This window comes from Pseudomonas sp. 29 (genome assembly GCF_002754355.1).
Classification (GTDB): Bacteria; Pseudomonadota; Gammaproteobacteria; order Pseudomonadales; family Pseudomonadaceae; genus Aquipseudomonas; species Aquipseudomonas neuropathica.
Map to the genome: position 1 here is coordinate 6,197,077 of NZ_PEEY01000001.1, position 19,013 is coordinate 6,216,089.

17 protein-coding genes and 3 pseudogenes are annotated in these 19,013 nt (G+C 57.9%); 8 read left to right on the plus strand and 12 right to left on the minus strand.

Annotated features, from left to right (window positions below; all coding sequences use genetic code 11):
- Positions 1–70 precede the first annotated feature (70 nt).
- Positions 71–985: a LysR family transcriptional regulator gene (locus CLU80_RS28795; protein WP_099759165.1), complete on the plus strand. Its 915-nt coding sequence runs from the start codon at positions 71–73 to the stop codon at positions 983–985.
- Between the two features lie 51 nt (positions 986–1,036).
- On the opposite strand, the gene CLU80_RS28800 is transcribed toward CLU80_RS28795, so the two are convergent.
- From CLU80_RS28800 to CLU80_RS28815, 4 genes are all read right to left on the minus strand, one after another.
- Positions 1,037–4,126: an efflux RND transporter permease subunit gene (locus tag CLU80_RS28800; protein ID WP_099759166.1), complete on the minus strand. Its 3,090-nt coding sequence runs from the start codon at positions 4,124–4,126 to the stop codon at positions 1,037–1,039.
- Complete coding sequence (locus CLU80_RS28805) at positions 4,123–5,232, minus strand: efflux RND transporter periplasmic adaptor subunit (protein ID WP_099759167.1); 1,110 nt, start codon at positions 5,230–5,232, stop codon at positions 4,123–4,125. The genes CLU80_RS28800 and CLU80_RS28805 overlap by 4 nt, the downstream gene beginning before the upstream one ends.
- A 327-nt stretch (positions 5,233–5,559) precedes the next feature.
- Positions 5,560–6,186 (minus strand): TetR/AcrR family transcriptional regulator, encoded by a 627-nt coding sequence (locus CLU80_RS28810; protein ID WP_099759168.1) that lies wholly within the window; start codon positions 6,184–6,186, stop codon positions 5,560–5,562.
- A 58-nt stretch (positions 6,187–6,244) separates the two neighbouring features.
- Entirely contained in the window at positions 6,245–7,411 is a 1,167-nt protein-coding gene (locus CLU80_RS28815; RefSeq protein WP_099759169.1) for an MFS transporter, read from the minus strand.
- A 94-nt stretch (positions 7,412–7,505) separates the two neighbouring features.
- On the opposite strand from CLU80_RS28815, the gene CLU80_RS28820 reads away from it, so the two are divergent.
- Positions 7,506–8,411: a LysR substrate-binding domain-containing protein gene (locus CLU80_RS28820; protein ID WP_099759170.1), complete on the plus strand. Its 906-nt coding sequence runs from the start codon at positions 7,506–7,508 to the stop codon at positions 8,409–8,411.
- Positions 8,412–8,472: 61 nt separating this feature from the next.
- On the opposite strand, the gene CLU80_RS28825 is transcribed toward CLU80_RS28820, so the two are convergent.
- The 3 genes and pseudogenes from CLU80_RS28825 to CLU80_RS28835 form a co-directional block, all read right to left on the minus strand.
- Positions 8,473–8,802, minus strand: a complete 330-nt coding sequence (locus CLU80_RS28825; RefSeq protein ID WP_099759171.1) for a hypothetical protein — start codon at positions 8,800–8,802, stop codon at positions 8,473–8,475.
- 44 nt (positions 8,803–8,846) lie between these two features.
- Positions 8,847–9,091 (minus strand): annotated as a pseudogene (locus CLU80_RS28830) (hypothetical protein).
- Between the two features lie 141 nt (positions 9,092–9,232).
- On the minus strand, positions 9,233–10,663 hold the full coding sequence (locus CLU80_RS28835; protein WP_099759172.1) for an aldehyde dehydrogenase family protein: 1,431 nt from the start codon (positions 10,661–10,663) through the stop codon (positions 9,233–9,235).
- 123 nt (positions 10,664–10,786) lie between these two features.
- Between CLU80_RS28835 and CLU80_RS28840 the strand changes: the two genes are divergently transcribed.
- Positions 10,787–11,689 carry a LysR family transcriptional regulator gene (locus tag CLU80_RS28840; protein WP_175559576.1) on the plus strand — a complete coding sequence of 301 codons (903 nt, stop codon included), beginning with the start codon at positions 10,787–10,789 and terminating at the stop codon, positions 11,687–11,689.
- Between the two features lie 93 nt (positions 11,690–11,782).
- Here CLU80_RS28840 and CLU80_RS28845 read toward each other — a convergent pair whose 3' ends face one another.
- Positions 11,783–12,376, minus strand: coding sequence for an NADPH-dependent FMN reductase (locus CLU80_RS28845; protein WP_095126002.1), 594 nt, complete (start codon positions 12,374–12,376; stop codon positions 11,783–11,785).
- Positions 12,373–13,230, minus strand: coding sequence for a sterol desaturase family protein (locus CLU80_RS28850; RefSeq protein WP_099759173.1), 858 nt, complete (start codon positions 13,228–13,230; stop codon positions 12,373–12,375). The genes CLU80_RS28845 and CLU80_RS28850 overlap by 4 nt, the downstream gene beginning before the upstream one ends.
- A gap of 67 nt (positions 13,231–13,297) precedes the next feature.
- Here CLU80_RS28850 and CLU80_RS28855 point away from each other — a divergent pair, with 67 nt between their 5' ends.
- Positions 13,298–14,260: an AraC family transcriptional regulator ligand-binding domain-containing protein gene (locus CLU80_RS28855; protein ID WP_095049007.1), complete on the plus strand. Its 963-nt coding sequence runs from the start codon at positions 13,298–13,300 to the stop codon at positions 14,258–14,260.
- A gap of 153 nt (positions 14,261–14,413) precedes the next feature.
- On the opposite strand, the gene CLU80_RS28860 is transcribed toward CLU80_RS28855, so the two are convergent.
- Positions 14,414–14,803 carry a winged helix-turn-helix transcriptional regulator gene (locus CLU80_RS28860; protein WP_093431515.1) on the minus strand — a complete coding sequence of 130 codons (390 nt, stop codon included), beginning with the start codon at positions 14,801–14,803 and terminating at the stop codon, positions 14,414–14,416.
- 113 nt (positions 14,804–14,916) lie between these two features.
- Here CLU80_RS28860 and namA point away from each other — a divergent pair, with 113 nt between their 5' ends.
- Together namA and CLU80_RS28870 are read left to right on the plus strand one after the other, a co-directional pair.
- Positions 14,917–15,957: an NADPH dehydrogenase NamA gene (gene namA, locus CLU80_RS28865; protein ID WP_099759174.1), complete on the plus strand. Its 1,041-nt coding sequence runs from the start codon at positions 14,917–14,919 to the stop codon at positions 15,955–15,957.
- 40 nt (positions 15,958–15,997) lie between these two features.
- Positions 15,998–16,381: a nuclear transport factor 2 family protein gene (locus CLU80_RS28870; RefSeq protein ID WP_093431509.1), complete on the plus strand. Its 384-nt coding sequence runs from the start codon at positions 15,998–16,000 to the stop codon at positions 16,379–16,381.
- 123 nt (positions 16,382–16,504) lie between these two features.
- On the opposite strand, the pseudogene CLU80_RS28875 reads toward CLU80_RS28870, so the two are convergent.
- Positions 16,505–16,630, minus strand: a pseudogene (locus tag CLU80_RS28875) (zinc-binding dehydrogenase); the annotation flags it as partial.
- On the opposite strand from CLU80_RS28875, the pseudogene CLU80_RS28880 reads away from it, so the two are divergent.
- Positions 16,625–16,936: pseudogene (locus CLU80_RS28880) on the plus strand (LysR substrate-binding domain-containing protein); the annotation flags it as partial. The pseudogenes CLU80_RS28875 and CLU80_RS28880 sit on opposite strands and share 6 nt — an antisense overlap.
- Before the next feature lie 170 nt (positions 16,937–17,106).
- A complete protein-coding gene (locus CLU80_RS28885; RefSeq protein ID WP_099759175.1) occupies positions 17,107–17,568 on the plus strand; it encodes a hypothetical protein in 462 nt (153 codons plus the stop codon).
- Between the two features lie 16 nt (positions 17,569–17,584).
- On the opposite strand, the gene CLU80_RS28890 is transcribed toward CLU80_RS28885, so the two are convergent.
- Positions 17,585–18,829 carry an MFS transporter gene (locus CLU80_RS28890; protein WP_099759431.1) on the minus strand — a complete coding sequence of 415 codons (1,245 nt, stop codon included), beginning with the start codon at positions 18,827–18,829 and terminating at the stop codon, positions 17,585–17,587.
- Positions 18,830–19,013 lie beyond the last annotated feature (184 nt).

A 19,013-nucleotide genomic window follows, 5' to 3' on the forward strand; every position in this document is an offset into this window, starting at 1 on the left:
TTTTTCGATGGCACAATCAGGCATTCGTTAGCCGCTCCAAACCTTTATTTTCGACCCGGGAGTTCACCGCTTGCGCTTCTCACTCGATCAACTGTTGATGTTCGTCCAAGTAGTCAAAAGCGGATCGTTTTCCGCCGCCGGGCGCCAACTGGGCAAGACCCAATCGACCATCAGCGCGGCGATTGCCAACCTCGAAACCGACCTTGGCGTCGACCTGTTCGACCGCAGCAATCGCAGCCCTGCCCTCACCGCCAGCGGCCACAAATTGCTGGTGCAGGCCGAAGCCGTGCTCGAACGCTGCATGACCTTCGAAGCCCATGCCGATTGCCTTTCGGACAACGTCGAAACCAGCCTGACACTGGCAATTGAAACGCCGTACGGCCCGATCATGCCGGTGCTCAAAGCCTTCGAGGCCGCGTTCCCCTTTGTCGATCTGATCATCCGTCATCCGGTGTATGGCGACGTCAGCGAACTGGTCAGCAGCGGCGAAGCGGTACTCGGCGTGGCGTTTTCGCAGCCCGGCTACCCCAAGGAACTGGCGTTCCAGCAACTGGGCAAACTGATCATGCTGCACGTCTGCCATCCCGATCATCCACTGGCGCAACTCGACAACGTCACCTTCGACGACCTGCACGTCCATCGCCGCCTGGCCTTCAGCGCCCACGCAAGCAAACTGCCAAGCAGCGAATACCTGCGCTCGACCCAGTTGTGGCAAGCGGAGAGCTATCTGGCGTTATTGGAAATGGTCCGCGCCGGGCTCGGTTGGGCCACCCTGCCCCGCCAGCTTGTTCAGCGTGAACTGGCCAAGGGTGAGCTGGTGGAACTGCAACTCTCGGCGTATCCGCATACGGACTGGCAGATCGGTGTGGATTTGTTGTGGGCGCGGCAGCGACCGCTGGGCAAGGCCGAGCGGTGGCTGAAGGAGAAATTGCAGGGCAACAAGGTGTATGAACTGGACCGCAACGGACAGATCACCACACTTTGATGGGGGGACAAAGAGGCCCGCGAAAGCGGGCCTCGATTGCAGGCGTTGTTACTACGCCAGTTTGACTGTTCCAGTCTGAGCCTTTTGCTCAGGGCGGATCTTGAACCAGATGGAATACATCGCCGGCAGGAACACCAGCGTCATGATGGTGCCGACGAATGTGCCACCGATCAGGGTGTAGGCCAGCGTCCCCCAGAACACCGAGTGTGTCAGGGGGATAAAGGCCAGGATGGCCGCCATTGCCGTCAGCAGTACCGGCCGTGCACGTTGCACCGTGGCTTCGACCACGGCGTGGAACGGGTCCAGCCCTTCCAGCGTGTTGTGATGGATCTGCCCGATCAGAATCAGCGTATTGCGCATCAGGATCCCCGACAGCGCAATCAGACCGACCAGCGCATTGATGCCAAACGGCTGATTGAAGATCAGCAGCGTCGGCACCACGCCAATCAAGCCTAGCGGTGATGTGAGAAAAACCATGATCATCGCCGCGATCGAACGCACCTGCACGATGATGATCAGCAACGTCATGGCGATCATGATCGGCAGCAAGGGCAAGATCGCCTTGCCCGCCTTGCCGGACTCTTCGATAGCCCCCGCCTGCTCGATGCGGTAACCGGAAGGCAGTGTCTCGATGATCGGCTGCAGTTGCTTGAGGATCGCACTCGAAACATCCGGTGGCTGCAAACCTTCGGCAATGTCGCCACGCACAGTGATCGTGGGTGTGCGATCACGGCGGCGCAGAATCGGGTCCTCCATGCGCACATCGACCTCGCCAATCTGCGATAACGGGATGCGTTGTCCCGACGCGCCGACCAAAGTGAAACCCTTGATTTGCGCCGGGTCGAGCCTGATATTGCCCGCCGCACGCCCGACGACCTGCACAGAACGAATATCCTCGCGAACCGCCGTGATCGGCACTCCGCTCAGCAGAAACTGCAGTTGCTGGGCGACCGCATTGGAGGTCAGCCCCACTGCCTGCAGACGGTCCTGATCGAGACTGAAATGCAAGGTCGGGGTCAGCGGCCCCCAATCAGTGTTCACCGTTCTCATCATCGGGCTGTCTTGCAGCACGCTCCGGACCTGCTCGGCGATATCGCGCAGCTTCACCGGATCAGGGCCCATCACCCGGTAGGCAACCGGAAACGGAGAATAAGGACCGAACACAATTTGCGTGGCCCTGACACGGGCTTCCGGCGCGAGTCCTTCGGCAACTGCTTCGCGCAGCCGGAATTTGAGGGTTTCGCGTGCTTGCTGACTGTCCGTCAGCACCACGATTTTCGCAAACGAAGGGTCGGGTAATTCTGGCGCCATCGCCAGGAAGAAACGCGGCGCACCCTGGCCGATATAGGCCGTGACGATTTTGGCCTCATCCTGCTTTTGCAACCAGGCTTCGACCTTGGCGGCCGTGGCGCTGGTCTGCTCGATCGAGGTGCCGTAGGGCATTTGCACCTCGATCATCACCTCGGGGCGGTCAGAGGTCGGGAAGAACTGTTTCTTCACCAGCCCCATGCCTGGCACGGCGACGAAAAACAGCGTGACCACCGCGCCTGCTACTAACCATTTGCGGGCGATCACCGCGGTCAGCAGCCGACGGAAACGGTTGTAATTCGGCGTGTTGTAGATCGCCGCGTGGCCACCTTCGACCTTCTTGATGTCCGGCAACAACTTCACGCCCAGATACGGGGTGAACGCCACCGCGACGACCCAGGAAGCGATCAATGCGATGCCGACGATCCAGAACATGTTGCTGGTGTATTCGCCGGCAGTGGACTGGGCAAAACCGTTGGGCAAAAAGCCGATTGCCGTCACCAGCGTACCGGACAGCATCGGCGCCGCCGTATGGCTCCAGGCATAGGCAGACGCCTTGATGCGGTCGTAGCCCTCCTCCATTTTCACCACCATCATTTCAATGGCGATGATCGCGTCATCGACCAACAGCCCGAGCGCAAGGATCAATGAGCCGAGGGTAATGCGATCGAAGTTCTTGCCAGTGGCGGCCATCACCACGAACACAATCGCCAGGGTCAACGGCACAGCCGCGGCGACCACCACCCCTACCCGCCAGCCCATGCTGAGAAAGCACACGAGCATGACCACCAGCAGCGCGACAAAAAACTTGACCATGAACTCGCCGACCGCCGAGTCGATATTGACCGCCTGGTCGGTGACTTTGGCGAGGGTCATGCCCAATGGCATTTCCGCATTGATCCGCGCGGTCTCCGCATCCAGCGCCTTGCCCAGATCCAGACCGTTCCAGCCCTCGCGCATCACCACGCCCAGCAGCAGCGCGTCTTCACCGTTATTGCGCACAACAAAGGTGGCCGGATCTTCGTAACCGCGTTCAACCGTCGCCACATCAGAGAGCTTGAGTGTGCGCCCCTGCACGAAGACCGGTGTGTCGCGAATTTTCTGCACCTTGTCGAAGGCGCCGTCGAGACGCAGAAAAACCTGCGGCCCATTGGTTTCGATGGAGCCGGCGGGCGTCAGCACGTTCTGACTGTTCAGCGCGGCGAAGATGTCCTGCGGCGACAAGCCGAGGGTCGCCAACCGGTCATGGGAAAACGAAACGTAGATGCGCTCGGCTTGCTCACCGATGATGTTGACCTTCTTCACCCCCGGCACGTGCAGCAGACGCTGGCGCATGGCTTCCGCATCACGCACCAGCAAGCGCTGTGGCTCGCCTTTGGCTTTCAAGGCGAACAGCGCAAAGGTCACATCGGAAAATTCATCGTTGACCATCGGCCCGATCACACCGGCCGGCAACCTGATGGCTTCATCGTCGAGTTTCTTGCGTGCTTGATAAAACTCTTCCTGCACTTGCGAGGGCGGCGTGCTATCGAGCAACGACACCATCGTGAACGCCAGTCCAGGGCGGGTGTAGGTTTCCGAGCGGTCATACCACTTGAGTTCTTGCAGGCGCTTTTCAAGGGGTTCGGCGACCTGATCCTGCATCTCTTGCGCCGTCGCACCGGGCCACGCGGTAATCACGGTCAACTGCTTGACCGTGAACGGTGGATCTTCCGCACGCCCGAGCTGAAAGAACGACAGAGTCCCAGCAACAGCAATCAGGAAAATCAGAAACACCGTGATCGCCCGCTCGCGCACGGCGATGGCCGAAAGGTTGAATCGCCCCTGGCTCATGGACGACTCCCGGCAACGCTGACTTCACTCTGCTGCGGCAATCGTACTTCTTCGCCATCGCGCAGTAGATGGGCGCCCAACGCTACAACCTGCTCACCGGCAGTGAGGTCGCCGGCGATGCGCGCCGAATCATCGCTCACCCCCAGCACCTGAACCGCTCGCCAGGTCACCTTTGCCGGCGTTCCGGCGATCACCCACACACCGGGTCCTTTGCCTGGGTCGTAAACGGCGGCGATGGGGACTTGTAACGCCTGTGTCTGGGTGGCGCCCTCGGCAATGCTGAGGGTCACGGTCGCACCGATCGGTGCGTTGGCCAGTGGCCCTTCGAGCACATAGCGCGCTTCGAACGTGCGCGTTGTGCGGTCTGCCGAGTCCGAAAGCAGCCGCAGTTTTGCCGTGACAGCCGCTGAATTCATGCCGTAGAGGCTGGCTTGCGCGGTGGAGCCGACAACCGGGCGCAGGGTTTCGGGCAGATGCACGATGGCTTCGCGTTGCCCTGCGCGGGCCAATCGCACCACCGGTTGTCCCGGGCTGACGACTTGTCCGGGTTCGGCGAGTGTTTCCACCACCACGCCGTCCGCATCAGCGACCAGCAGCGCATAACCCGAAGCATTGCGGGCCACGTCGGCCTGCGCTTGCGCGGCGTTGAGCTGCGCTTTTGCAGTCTCTGCGGCGGCTCTGAACTGATCGTAGGCTGATGCCGAAATAGCGCCAACGCCGACCAGTTTGCGATAACGAGCCTCGTCGTCAGCTGTCTGTTTGGCGCGGGCGCGAGCCGCTATCACCTCCGCCTGCTGCGCCCGCGCTTGCAGCCCGAGGTCGACCGGGTCGAGACGCATCAGCGGCTGCCCTTGCTTCACGGCCTGTCCTGTATCAACCAAGCGTTCGAGCACCTTGCCCGATACGCGAAAACCCAGGTCGCCCTGAACGCGCGCCGCGACCACTCCGGTGAAAGAACGAGCGACATCGGGTGACGCCTGAACAGCAGCGGATCTGACCAGCGGCGCCTGTGTGCGGGGATCTGCACCGCTGGAAGACTCGCCACAGGCGCTCAGGGCAAGAGGCAACAAGCATGCGGCAATGGGGAAAGGTCGGAGCCGGCGCATAGGTTCCCTTACTGAGGAATAGGATGATCATCATATTCTCCGGCCTGTGACCAAAATCGTCAATGGTCACATCTCAGGAAACGACTGCATCCTGACCAGCAGCAATATAGGACTGTCCATCGACTGACTGGCCCGACTCGCTATTGTTATGGTTACCTGGCATCTAGACTTGCATATAGCCATTCATTTATATGACCAATTCTGATAATGGTCACTTCCAGTTAAATGTATAGCTCGCCCGCCACTCATGTGCAGGGAACAGGAAACTTGATAAGGGGGGGATGTCGCCTTGACTCGAATCGCCTGAAAACTTTGCTCAGCGGTGGGTCAAGGCATGAGGCTGCGCAGGATGAGATTGGTGGTCAGCGTGGGCGCTTGCTCGATCAGATCCAGATTGTGTTGCAACAGCAGTGGGTTGACGAAAGGTCGCAGCGCCAGATTGATCGCCTCGACAGTCTCATCCAGCGGGGTCTTACGCTCGAACTCCCCCGCTTCTCGCCCGTGACGCACAATGTCGAAGATAAAGCCCTTGATTTGCGCTTCGTACACCTGGGCACTGTTCCAGCGTTCCGATGCAGAAAACGCCGCGATGTCGTAGAGCTTGCGATCGTTGAAGAACAGATCCACACCCGTGGCGATCACGGTTTTGACCAGCCTGCGCAAACGCTCGGTGGCTGAAAGCGCTTCTGCGTTAACCGCTTGTTCGACGGCTGCAGCGATTTGGCCCAGGCAGTTGCCGCAAATGGCCTCGCCAATCGCCTGCTTGGAATCAAAGAATTTATAGATGTACGCCTTGGAAAAACCGATGGCCTTGGCCAGGTCGGAAACCGTGGTTTTACCGTAGCCATATTGGCTGAAATGCTCGTTGGCCGCGGCGACAATCTGGTCACGAATGTCGTGTTCGGCGGGGCCACGAGTGCTCGGCGAGGAGGCAGATAGGGATGGCTGATTCATGGGGGCAGCTTACTCACCCTATGAATGACTGACAACTCGCCGAGCATTGTTGAACGTGTTACACCACGGCGACTTCAACCGTTCTGGAACGCCACGCAAATCCCAACACCATCAGCAGCCCCAGGCCCGCCATCGCCGCGCCGGCCAGGGAGATCGCCGGATAACCCAGCCCGCTGCTGATCACCGCGCCGCCCAGCGCCGCGCCAATCGCGTTGCCGAAGTTGAAGGCGCCGATGTTCACCGCCGAGGCCAGATTGGGTGCGTCCTTGGCCGCTTCCATTACACGCATCTGTAGCGGTGGCACCAGAGCGAAGCTGGCGATACCCCAGATCAGGATGGCCACGGCGGCTGGCAGCGGCCAACGCATCAGTACGGTGAACGCCAACAACACCAGAATCAGCACGCTCAGCGAGACGATCAGGGTGCGATCGATCGAGCGGTCAGCAGCCTTGCCGCCCCACATGTTGCCCAGCGTCAACCCGACACCGTAAAGCATCAGCATGGCGGTGATGTAAGCAGTGGACGCATGGGTCTCGCTGCTGAGGATCGGTGCGATGTAGGTGAAGACGGTAAACATCGCGCTCGAGCCGACGACGGTCAGGGCCAGCGCGGCGAGCACCGGGCCGCGCCCCAATACCCGAATTTCCGCCATGACACCGACGCTTTGCGGCGCCCGCACGTTGGGCAAAGCGAACCACAACGCAGCCATGGTCAGCACGCCGAGGCCGGTAATGCCCCAGAAAGCCGTCCGCCAACCAAACATTTCGCCAAACCAGGCAGCCAGCGGCACACCGCCGATGGTCGCCAGGGTCAGGCCCATGAACATCGCCGCAACCGCCCCGGCTCGTTTTTCCGGGGCGACCAGGGTGGCGGCGACGACGGAGCCAACGCCAAAAAAGGCACCGTGGTTCAGTGAGGTGACCACCCTGGCGACCATGAGGCTGTAGTAATCGGTGGCCAGGGCTGACATCAGATTACCGAGGGTGAAAATTGCCATGAGCCCGATCAGTAGATAGCGCCGGGGAATCCTGCCGGTGGTCAGGGTCATCAGCGGTGCGCCGAGCAATACGCCCAGCGCATAAGCACTGACCAGCAAACCGGCAGCGGGAATGGAAACGCCCAGATCCGCAGCGATACCCGGCAACATGCCCATGGGGGCGAATTCTGTGACGCCGATGCCGAAGGCACCGATGGCGAGTGCAACAAGTGGTGGATTGATACGCATGGAAAGCTCCTTATCTATGCCGCCAATGCTACGATCCCGTCTTTTCAGGCGGTAGATAGCATTTTTGGCAATCACCTTTGCGTAGGAGGCACAAGTGGATTTCAACGGCAGATCAGGTGAAATGAGCGTATTCACCACCGTTGCGCAGGAAGGCAGCCTGTCGGCCGCCGCGCGTGCACTGGGCCTGACACCCTCGGCAGTCAGTCGGATCATCGCGCGCACCGAGCAACGGCTTGGCACCCGCCTGCTGTTGCGCACCACCCGAGCGATCACCTTCACCGCCGAGGGCGAAGCGTTCCTGCGCGGCGCCCGACGAATCCTCGCCGACATGGATGAAGTCGAAGAAGCCATCGCCGATCAAGGCGTGCCCAAGGGGCGACTGCGGGTCAGTGCCGCCCTTGGCCATGGACGGCTGGCCATCGTTCCCTTGATCGCAGCCTTCAGCGCCCGTTACCCGAACATCGTCGTTGACCTCAACCTCGGCGACGAAGTGGTCGACATTCTTGGCGGGCAAGCCGACGTCGCGGTGCGCTTCGGCCATCTGCCCGACAGCCCGCTGACCGCACGCAGGATCGGCACCACCGGCCAGGTCGTGGTGGCATCGCCGAAGTATCTGCAACGCCACGGCATCCCTCAGGAACCGGAAGACCTGCTCCAACACAACTGCCTGCGCTTCAATTTCAAGCGTGCCGAACCCAACTGGCCATTTATCCGCGATGGCAAAGCGTTTGCCCTGAAGGTCAGCGGCAACATCGAATGCAGCAGTGGTGAAGCGCTGGCGCAATTCGCGCGAATGGGCGCCGGCATTGCCCGTATCGGGGAGTTCAGCGTGAGTGAGGATCTGCAGCGCGGCAAACTGATTGCGCTGCTGGAAGCGTGGAACCCGGGGGACCAGGAACCGATTCATGCGGTATTCGTCGGTGGCGCGGCAATGCCGGCGCGGGTGCGGTTGTTCGTCGACTTCTTGGTGGAACATCATCGGATGTCAGCCGAGACGTAAGCTGATATTTGCGGATATTCGTGATGTTGAATTCAACATATGTCGGCCTGGAGAGCGTGGATCAACTTAAATACCCTATCGCTCCCAGAGACTCAATCAAACGCACCAATGCCGGCTTGTCGGCTGGTTTTTCGCCGATGCAACACACACCCGGGTCGCTGAGAGAGCACCAAACCGACACCGGATCGCCTACCTTCAGCCCGTATGAGGCTTTACGCAGAGTTGCAGTTGACCAAGCGTCAATGGTTTCGTTGAGAGACTTGTGAAACCGCTTCCCATTGGCGCTATAACTGAAGCTCATGAACTGCGCTCCAATCCAAGCCCCCTCACTCCCCACAAACGTTACGTAGCCTTGTACCACTTGCCCCACAGGTACATCGCCAGCGCTCATCAATTATCTCCTGAGAATGTGCCCGACATGCCGGGACGACGCGATCATCCATGTTCCGCTGCCAACATTGACCTGAACTGAGCAATGCTCTCTGAAGATAGCCCGGCACCTTCAAACACTGCGCAGGTGAAGCTGACGGGGCGGTGCCTGGAGCAGTACAGCCAATCCACCCTGCGAACGAAACTGCCCCATAGCAGGAGCAAAAAACCTGACGTCGATCCCGTAAAACGGGGAAAGCATATTCTCAGTCCGCAAAACCGGGTTTCAGTATCAAACCCACGCGAGCCATCAGCCAGGATCCTCCATGAATGCCCGTAACATATGACGACAACAAACAGACATCAAGGGCAGCTTCGGGCCGTTTTCAGTCGCCCAGTGAACGCTAAATTGCCATTCCCCCCCAGTGCCCCCAGACAGGAACCTGACCCAGTCATTTCAATGGGGCAGAGCTGATCAACGCCTTCGGCTCCAAATACGCGCTCATCCCCCACCTGCCCATTTCGCGCCCAAGGCCTGAATGCTTGAATCCACCGAAGGGCGCACGTGGTTCGTGGGCCAGGGTGTTGATGAGCACGCGCCCCGCATCGATCTGACGAGCGACGTTCATACAACGTTCCGAGCTTTTTCCCAGCACCAGGGCGCTCAGCCCATAGTCCGTATCGTTGGCAATGCTGATTGCATCGGCATCATCCTCGTAGGGAATGATTGTCAGCACGGGGCCGAAGATTTCCTCACGCGCGATGCGCATCCGGTTGTTGGCATCAGTGAAGATCGTGGGCTTCACGAACCATCCGGCATGCAAGCCTTGCGGGCGACCTTCGCCACCCGCCAGCAACCTCGCGCCTTCTTCCTGGCCGGTACGGATGTAGCGCTGCACCCGTTCCCATTGTTTCTTGCTCACCATCGGACCGATGTCGGTGTCGGTGTTACGCGGATCGCCCGATCGGATCTGTGAGACGCCCTCCTTCGCAATGCGCTCGAACTCTGCCAGCCGGCGGCGCGGCACGAGGATGCGAGTGCCTGCGATGCAAGCCTGGCCGCTGTTGAGAAATCCGGCTTGCAGCACCAGCGGCATGACTGCCTGGAAATCCGCATCGTCAAGTACGACGGTGGGCGACTTGCCGCCGAGTTCAAGCGTCACGCGCTTCATGGTGTCAGCACCGGTTTTTACCAGGTGTCGCCCGATAGCGGACGAGCCCGTGAACGAGATCTTGGCGACATCGGGATGTCGCGCGATTTCCTCACCGACCACATCGCCTCGCCCGTTGACGATGTTGAATACACCCGGTGGCAGCCCCGCTTCGTGCAACGCCCTGACCACGACCTGCGTCTGCAATGCGCTCATCTCGCTAGGCTTGATGACGGCGGTGCAGCCTGCTGCCAGCGCGGTGGCCAGCTTGTTGCAGATGAAGCCTGCATTGCTGTTCCAGGGCGTGATCAGACCGGTCACGCCCACCGGCGTCAGAATGACCCTGGCCATGCCGACCTGTTCCTCGAAATCGAATGCCTCCAGTGCATCGATTGCCTGCGCGATCACCTCGGCCGGATAAGTCGCCATCCAGCGCCCGCGAACCGCAGGTGCGCCGTACTCCACGAGGATGGCTTCCAGCAGCTCCTCCTCCCTTGCCGCCATGGCCCGGTGCATGCGGTGCAGTGCCGCAATGCGCTCCTCCCGGCTGGTACGGGCCCACGCCGGGAACGCAACCTTGGCGGCTGCGATCGCACGCTGTGCGTCCAGTGCGTCGCCCAGCCGAACCTGGCCGATGACTTCCTCGGTACTCGGGTTATGAAGATCAAACCATTCCTGACCGTGTGGAAGGACGAACTCGCCGTTGATGTAGATATGTTCAATGCGTTGCATGGCGACTCCTCGCTCAAAAACGGCTCGCCTGAATCGAGCCTCTGTGAAGGAGTCTAAGAAGGGTTCATTATTCCGATAAGCCATCCTTTGGCTGATGAAGCATCCTTATATTCAGGACAATCCATGCACAGAACAGCAATGACCGAGCTGGAAGTGGTACTGGCCGTGGCGCGCCGCAGCAGTTTTCGCGGCGCAGCACAGGAGTTGGGCATGTCCACCACCGCCGTGAGCAGCGCGGTGGCCGGCCTGGAAGCTCGCCTGAAAGTGCGCCTGTTCAATCGCTCCACGCGCAGCGTTGCCCTCACCGACATCGGCCAACGCTATGTGGCACGCATCGCACCTGCGTTGGCACAGATCAAAAGTGCCGGCGAGGAAGCCAGCGCCGGCCCCGATGAACCCAGCGGCACATTGCGCATCAATGCACCGCATGGCGCGGCCTACCTGCTGTTGGATCCGCTATTGAAGCAGTACGCTCAGCGCTATCCCGATGTGCGCATCGACATCGTCAGCGAATCAAGCATGGTCGACATCATCGCCGGTGGCTTCGACGCCGGGATTCGTCTGGCAGAGTCTGTGCCGCAAGACATGATTGCCGTGGCACTCTCAGGTGACATCCGCATGCTTGTGGTGGCCACGCCCGAGTACCTCGAACGCCAAGGCGTGCCCGAGCATCCGCGAGATCTGCTCACCCACCGGAGCATCGGCATGCGCATGGCCCATGGTGGCCTCTACCAGTGGGAATTGGAGTGCGATGGCCAAAAACTGCAGATGGATCTGCCGGTGTGCTTCGCGTCCAACGAGTTGCTGGCCATCAAACAGGCCGTAGTGTCGGGCCTCGGCATTGGGTTCATTTCCGAGTGGTTCATCCAGGAAGAACTGGCGAGCGGCGCCCTGGTGCCGGTGTTGCTGCCGTGGTGCCCGTCGTTTGGCGGGTTGAGGCTCTACTACTCGGGCCATCGCTTCGTGCCGGCGCGATTGCGCGCACTGATTGAACTGGCGCAGGAGTTACGGCCCACTGTGGTTTGATCTGGGCTGAGTTGGAAATAGTTGACCTTTACCGGCAGCCACTAATGTTTAGCTTTAACAGTTGCACTTTAAACTTATTGAGGTGCGACAATCTCACATCCCCGTCGAGAACTCAGGAGGATATTTGATTGCAGTTCGTATCGTACGCAAGGCGTCATCGTATTGGCAAAGAACATGCAAAACCCAATCGGTACGTGCGCGGATGCGCATATCATTTTCATCTGAAGGGCACTCACTGTTAAACATTGATTCAACGTTTCTAATAATCAGTTGCTCAGGCAAATACAGGATCCGGCTATTTTTATAGCTTGAAGCACGTAACTCTGTAATTGGGTAGGCTCCCCCAAGTCCAGCCGAAACGCCAACTAGAAGCGCGGGTTTATGTCCTAGTTCGCTGAATCCTGCGTACAAAAAGAAGTTCTTCAGGGCCGGGCAAGCCATGCCATTCCACTCTGGGCTAATCACGATCAATGCTGTTGCTTTTTTGAGGGTGGATTGCTGGGCACTCCAGGCTTTCTGAGTGTCTTCTTCTGGCCACAGCGGTAGCGGACTCGACGCCAGATCTATTAGTTCGCTTGAGTCACAAAGCTCAAGTGCTTCTAACCGCTCGCGCAGATAATGCGCAACTTTGATTGATTGACTGTTGGATCTATTCGATCCAGACAGCAGAACGATATGACGACTCATTGTGCGACCTTCTGTTTAGCTTCACTTACCTTGGGTGCCGTGCGATGGGAGCGAACGATTGGCCAGAACAATTCTTCTTTCCAGGTTATCGGTGACAAGTGTTCGATACCGTATGCTGGCGGACGCCTACGGGTAATTTTGGCTGTCCCGAACAACACATCCCATAAAAATAACAGGTTACCGAAATTACCTTTGTAGTGAGTCACGCCATCCTCTGCAGTCAAACCGTGATGCGCAGAATGAGTGGATGGAGTGGAAATGGTTCGCTCAAGAACCCAGATGATCGGCCGTAAAGCGCGAATGCGATAAAGTTTGTCGTCCCACGCAACATTGCTGTGTGCGGCGAAGATCACAGTCATTTTTATAATCAAATAAACATAATAAACGGGTGCGAGCCCCAGATAAATCAACACACCTGATAGCCAGATACCCGGCATCAAGAGATAGTAGAAACTATTGTTGCGGTAGACGATGCGAATGCTCATATAGGGCGCGGAATGATGTGCGCGATGCAATGCATAAAGAGCAGGAATACGATGCGTCAGGCGATGCCACCAATATTGGGTCATGTCATCCAGCAATAGAAACAACGCAAATCCTGCGATCCATGGAATAGAGGACAGTGCGCCCTTCATTTCCGGGATGGCGTGATTTAATATCAGACCACTTAGCCACATGACTAAAGGGAATGTGACCATCACTAATATACCGGAGCCGACGACTTCAATGAGCACGTCACGTTTACTACCTGACGACTGACGAAGCGAGGAACAGGCAAGTTCCAGTAAAATGAAGGAGAGGAAAATCCCGGCTACTATCACAGCGGGGTTATTGACGAGCATTGTTGTATTCATGGCACTCTCGATTTAGGCCCTTCCGGGCAATGCCCTTTCATTAGAAACCTGCGAGCAAGTCCTCCCAATGCGCGAAATGGACAAAATTGAGCTAGAACCGGCCAACCGCCCCCCCCAACGCTTTCATCGCGGCAGGCTGGGCCAGGTATTGGAGCGCTTCCTTGATAGCCAGGTTGCCCGGAAAAGTACGGATTACAACCTGATCGAACTGGATCAACTGTGGCGCGAAGCGGCACGTATCGATCCGGCGATCGGATTAAAATTGTTCGCGCTATTCACCCCCCAGGACTGGCATGTCTTGGCTTATCTTTGCCTGTACAGTCCAGATATTTTGTCAGCCATGCACCTTTGGGCCCGGTACGCACCTCTTGCCTCGGACACAGACAATGTCAGGTTGGTTAATGACGAAAACGGCGTCGGAGTCGAATTGAACGTTGATGCGCCAGGAGAGTTGGCGCGGTATGTCGTCGAACACTACGGGGTGATGTCCATAGCGCAGTTACGACGAGGTACAGGACACAATGTGCAGCCGATTTTGGCAAAGTTCACTCATTCGCGTCCGTCGTATTACAAGCAATACACCGAATGGTTTGGTGATCGTGTTGAGTTTGATTGCTCGATCAACTGCTTCTATTTTCATGCTCGAAGCTTGAGCCTGCCAATGCAAACCCGTCATCACGGCATGTTGGAATTATTAACGCAGGAGCTGGATCGACGGATCGCCGCGCATCGGAATTTCAGCGGTTGGTCAGCCAAGGTTGCTGAAGGAGCGCGACGATCTCTAGCGAGACGTGAAACTCCCAATCTGGACAATCTGGCGAAGTCACTGCACCAGACGCCAAGGACCTTGCGCAGACGGCTGGAGGAGCAAGGTACAACCTTCAGACAATTGCTCGATCAGATTCGCGCAGAATTGGAAATGCATCTTGAATTGCAGGGAGAGTCATTAACGGAGATTGCAGCTCAACTAGGTTACAGCGATTTGACGGCGTATCTACACGCCCGAAGCCGATGGCGTGACATGAAATAAGGTGGCGGCCAGAATTTTTCGTAACGGCAGTGCGACCTCAAAAATTCGCCTCATCACGCGCGAGTGATTTCTCTCGTGCAGTTTCAACCCTGCGCCAAGCGGGCATCAAACTTCGCATTGTTCACCCCCTCCACCTCTCAACATCGGCGTGATTCAAGCCAGAGATTCCAACTTGTCGTCACAGACGGCAGAGCGCCTGAGTTCCAGGATCGTGCGTTCATGCACTGCTCCCCACTCTCGCATCGCACTCACCAATGGCGCGAGTGAGTCACCTAACGCTGTAAGCGAATACTCCACTTTGGGGGGCACCTCGCGATAGATTTCGCGATGAATCACCCCGTCAGTCTCCAGCTCTCTCAGCTGGAGTGTCAGCATCCTCTGCGTGATATCTGGAATTAGCCGACGCAGCTCGTTGAAGCGCTTCGTGCCTGACATCAGGTGAAAAAGTATGAGCGATTTCCATTTTCCACCAATGACATCGACAGTGAATGCGACGGGACAAGCGAAAGCCTCGATTTCATCCTGAGGGTTACATTTTTTCACTGTTATTACCTTGGTATAAAAAGTGTGCCTACCGCACAAAATTGTGCGTACTTACGTCAATGTGCTGCAAAAGTTAGCATGGATTCCATATTCACCACTATGGAATCGGACAGATGAGTTTGTTGTTATCACCCTATGAAATTAAGGGCCTCACCCTGAAAAACCGGGTCGTCATGTCCCCTATGTGCATGCACATGGCGGCGGATGATGGCTTCGTGACTGACTGGCACCGCGTTCATTACGGAGCTCGTGCCCTGGGTCAGGCAGCACTGATTTTTCCCGAAACGCTGGCGATTCAGGCTGACGGTCGTATTGGAGCCGGTGACCTTGGCATCTGGAGCGATGAGCACGTTGCCGGTTTGAAGGCGCTAACAGAATTGCTTCACGGCTTTGGTGCAAAAGCCGGCGCTCAAATCGGCCATGCGGGGCGCAATGCTGACCTGCCCGGTCTGATTCACATCGCGCCATCGGCGATTCCATTTACGCAAACCAGCCCCGTTCCTCGCGAACTCGCGGCTGATGAGATTCCGGCTCTGGTAAAGCTTTACGGCGATGCCGCACGTCGCGCCAGCGAAGCGGGCTTCGATGTGCTTGAGATCCATGCCGCGCACGGCTACTTGTTAAGTGAGTTTCTCTCGCCGCTGGCTAACACTCGCGACGACGAATATGGCGGTGATGCCAAGCGTCGTTATCGCTTCCTGCGCGAGGTACTGGAAGAGGTTAAAACTCATTGGGGGGATCGCCCTCTATTTGTTCGCATCTCCAGCTCTGATTACGCCGAAGGCGGAAACACGCCCGAGTCGTTCCTCGAATATGGTCGCTGGATGAAAGCTCAGGGCGTTGACTTGATCGACTGCAGTTCCGGCGGGGTCAAGATGGTCAAGGTCGAGACCTACCCGGGTTACCAGGTGCCGGCCGCTGAATTACTGCGTAAGGAATTGCATATTGCGACAGGCGCTGTGGGGGTGATCCAGAGTGGGCGTCAGGCTGAAGAAATCTTGCAGAACGGCCGAGCTGATCTGGTGTTTGTCGGGCGGCAAATGCTCCGAGACCCATTCTGGGTTCGCACCGCTGCAGATGATCTTAAGGAAATCATCGAGATTCCTACCGCCTACACACGTTATGGATCTGTCTGGCTTGATACCAAAGCCTGATGCCTTTGTTGCACTAATCCTATGAAGCAGGAGCAAGCACATGAGCAAACCGACTTACGTTGAAGAATACCAAGCCATCACCGAGGTGCTTAACCAGTACATTGAGGGCTGCAAGCAGGCCAAAAGCAGCATCATGAAGCCGGCTTTCAGTGAGCAAGCGACCATGTTCAGCGTCGATGGCGACGGTAAGCTGGCGGGCGGCGCAATTTCAATCCTGTTCAACGGGATCGACAAGGGTTTCCGCCCTTCTCCTGACGCACCAGCAGCTATCGTCCGCGTCGAAGTCGTCGGTACGGCGGCTAGTGCTCGCATCGACGCCAACGACATGTCAGGCATCTCTTTCACCGACTTTTTTCATCTGCTGAAAGTTGATGGCAAGTGGACTGTGATCAGCAAGATTTTTCAAACGCATGGAGCAGCTTGATGACTAGTGCCGTCCGGCGGTTTAGTGTTCGACTCTCCCTGCTCACGCGTTGACATTAGAATCTGCGGGCAAATCTGCTGCGATGAGCGAGAAAAAAGGCGCCAAATTGGCGCCTTTACGTTATTAAGCGACTTTGATCATAACCTTTCCAAATGCTCCCCTCGCGAGATGCTCGTAAGCTTCTCGTGCTGTCTCGAATGGATAAACCTGATCGATCACGGGACGGATCTTGTGCTCGTTGAGCCCTGGCATTTTTCGGTGAAAGGTCAGGATCGATCCTTTGTGCCTGACGCTGGCATCACCGTCACCGAGTCGAATGCGTACGTTCAGTGTGGCGTGTCGGGCTTCGGAATAATTCAGGCACCCGGGATCGCCGTGGCCAAGCATTTGGAAAGTCGCGGTTTGGTGGAAATTCTAAAGCCTTATCGGCCAGCCCCTCGCCCGGTGTCGTTGCTATACCCGAGCCGGACTCATCTGGCGCCCCAGGTTCAAGCCTTTATCGAGTGGCTGCAAGAGCGATTTCCGCAGCTTCATTCTGACTGGCTGGAACTCTAGCGATCGAGCTGTGTAAACGGTGGTTAAGGGGCGGAACCGGTCCTTCGCGAACGTCGGTTCTTACCCAATTCACATAACACCCTTATGTAACCCGAAAACACGCCGATACCGTGCTGCAGCAAGGAAGCACCGCAGCAGCACTTACTTCATGGACGGCAGGAACCCGATCAATGTTGGAACACCTCTGGCGCAGCATCCATTCCCCGGACTACTTCCCCAACGTACTGGACTGGATGCTCCATATTCTCCTCAGCCCGTTCATGGTGATCATGTGCCTGATGGTCGGGGCGCTGGCCGGCAAATGGTGGAGAGCACTGCCCTACGGCAGTCTGACTTGTTATGTGGTCTTTCTGAGCCGGTCTTCTTTCTATCGCTGGGAAAGCATTTTCCCCCTAGCCGGCCTGCCTGCGCTGGCGATAGATGGCGCACTGCTTGCGCTGCTTGGTTTTTATTTGAAAGGCCTACTCAGAGCCCGCGCAGACGCAAAACCCGAAGGCCATTGGCTGCGCAGGCTTTATCAAGGCCTTAAGGTCGTCATGCTGACAGTCATGGTGTTGTTCTGGGGGCTCGTCGTGCTGTTTGTCGTGGTCTTCACTGTCTCGGTCGCGACCCAACCGTCATTGGTGCACTGAGCAGCTTCCTGCGTGATCAGACAAATCGGGACTCAGGAGCGCCGGAAACAGCGCTCGAATGAGCTGTCGGTTCGACAAGATGCACTTCCGTGGCATTGCGCCCCGCCAGCCAGGCCAGCACTGAGGCGACAACCAAGACAGCGGCGCTAAGCTCGAATGTGGCTTTGTAACCACTCAGATCGAAGGCCAGACCTCCAATGATTGCGCCTCCTGCGATCGCCAGTTGAACAATCGCCACGAGCAAGCCGCCTCCGGCTTCCGCATCATCCGGAAGCGTCTGCGCCAACCATGTCCACCAGCCAACCGGCGCGGCCGTCGCAACCAGTCCCCAGAGTCCGAGCAACATCGCGGTGAGTACCGGTGATTTGCCGAAGCTGACCAACGCCAGCGCGATGGCCGCCATGATCAGCGGGATGATGGTCAACGTGCGGTAGAGGCCGCGACCCATAAACCTTTCAATCAGAAAGGTGCCGATAAAACCGGCCAGTCCCAGCCCCAGCAACATCAAGGACAACGTAGAAACGCTGACGCCCGTCACGCCTTCAAGAAAGGGCCGCAGATAGGTGAACAGCATGAACTGGCCCATGAAAAAGACGCTGACGGCGACCATGCCCAAGGCCACTGGCAATTGCTTCATCAGCCGCAGGACGTTGCCGCTACCGGCCTGGCGCTCGGCCTTGAACGACGGAAGGCTGATCAGCAGCCACACGGCGGCCAGCACTGCGACCGGAACCACACAGAAGAATGCGCCGCGCCAGCCGATCAGCGAGCCAAGAAAGCTCCCCGCCGGAGCGGCTATCACCGTGGCCAAGGCGTTACCGCCATTGACGATGGCCAGCGCTCGCGAAACCTGTTCAGGCTTCACCAGACGCATTGCGGTCGCCGCCGACAATGACCAGAAACCACCAATCGCGATCCCGATCAGCGCACGTCCGAACATGAATGACGGATAGCCCGGCGCGACCGCGACGACCGTGCCGGAGACGATCATCAGCAAGGTCAGGCCCAGCAGCAGCCTCTTGCGTTCGACGCGCGCGGCGACCGAGGCAATCAGCAGGCTGGTGATCAAGGCAAAGGCTCCGGACACGGAAATCCCCTGCCCGGCCTGGCCTTCGGTGATGTGCAGGTCGGCCGCAATCGGCGTCAGCAGGCTGACCGGCATGAACTCTGAAGCGACCAGGGCGAATGCGGCGAGCGACATGGCCAGCACGGCGCTCCAGCCGCCTGTTCTTTTAGAAGGATCTGTAGAAGGAAACGTCATGGGAACTACCTGTGGTGCGAAAAACTTGTGGATGTGATGCGCAGGGGCAAGCAGTTTGATGCCCATCCGGGCACTGCCCCTGTAACAGATAGACACATTCTCCCGGTCAATCCGGCCCTTCCCTAGCGCATTCCTCTTGAATGCTTGCCTGATCCTCTGGGGATGCAGGGTGATGGATAGGAAA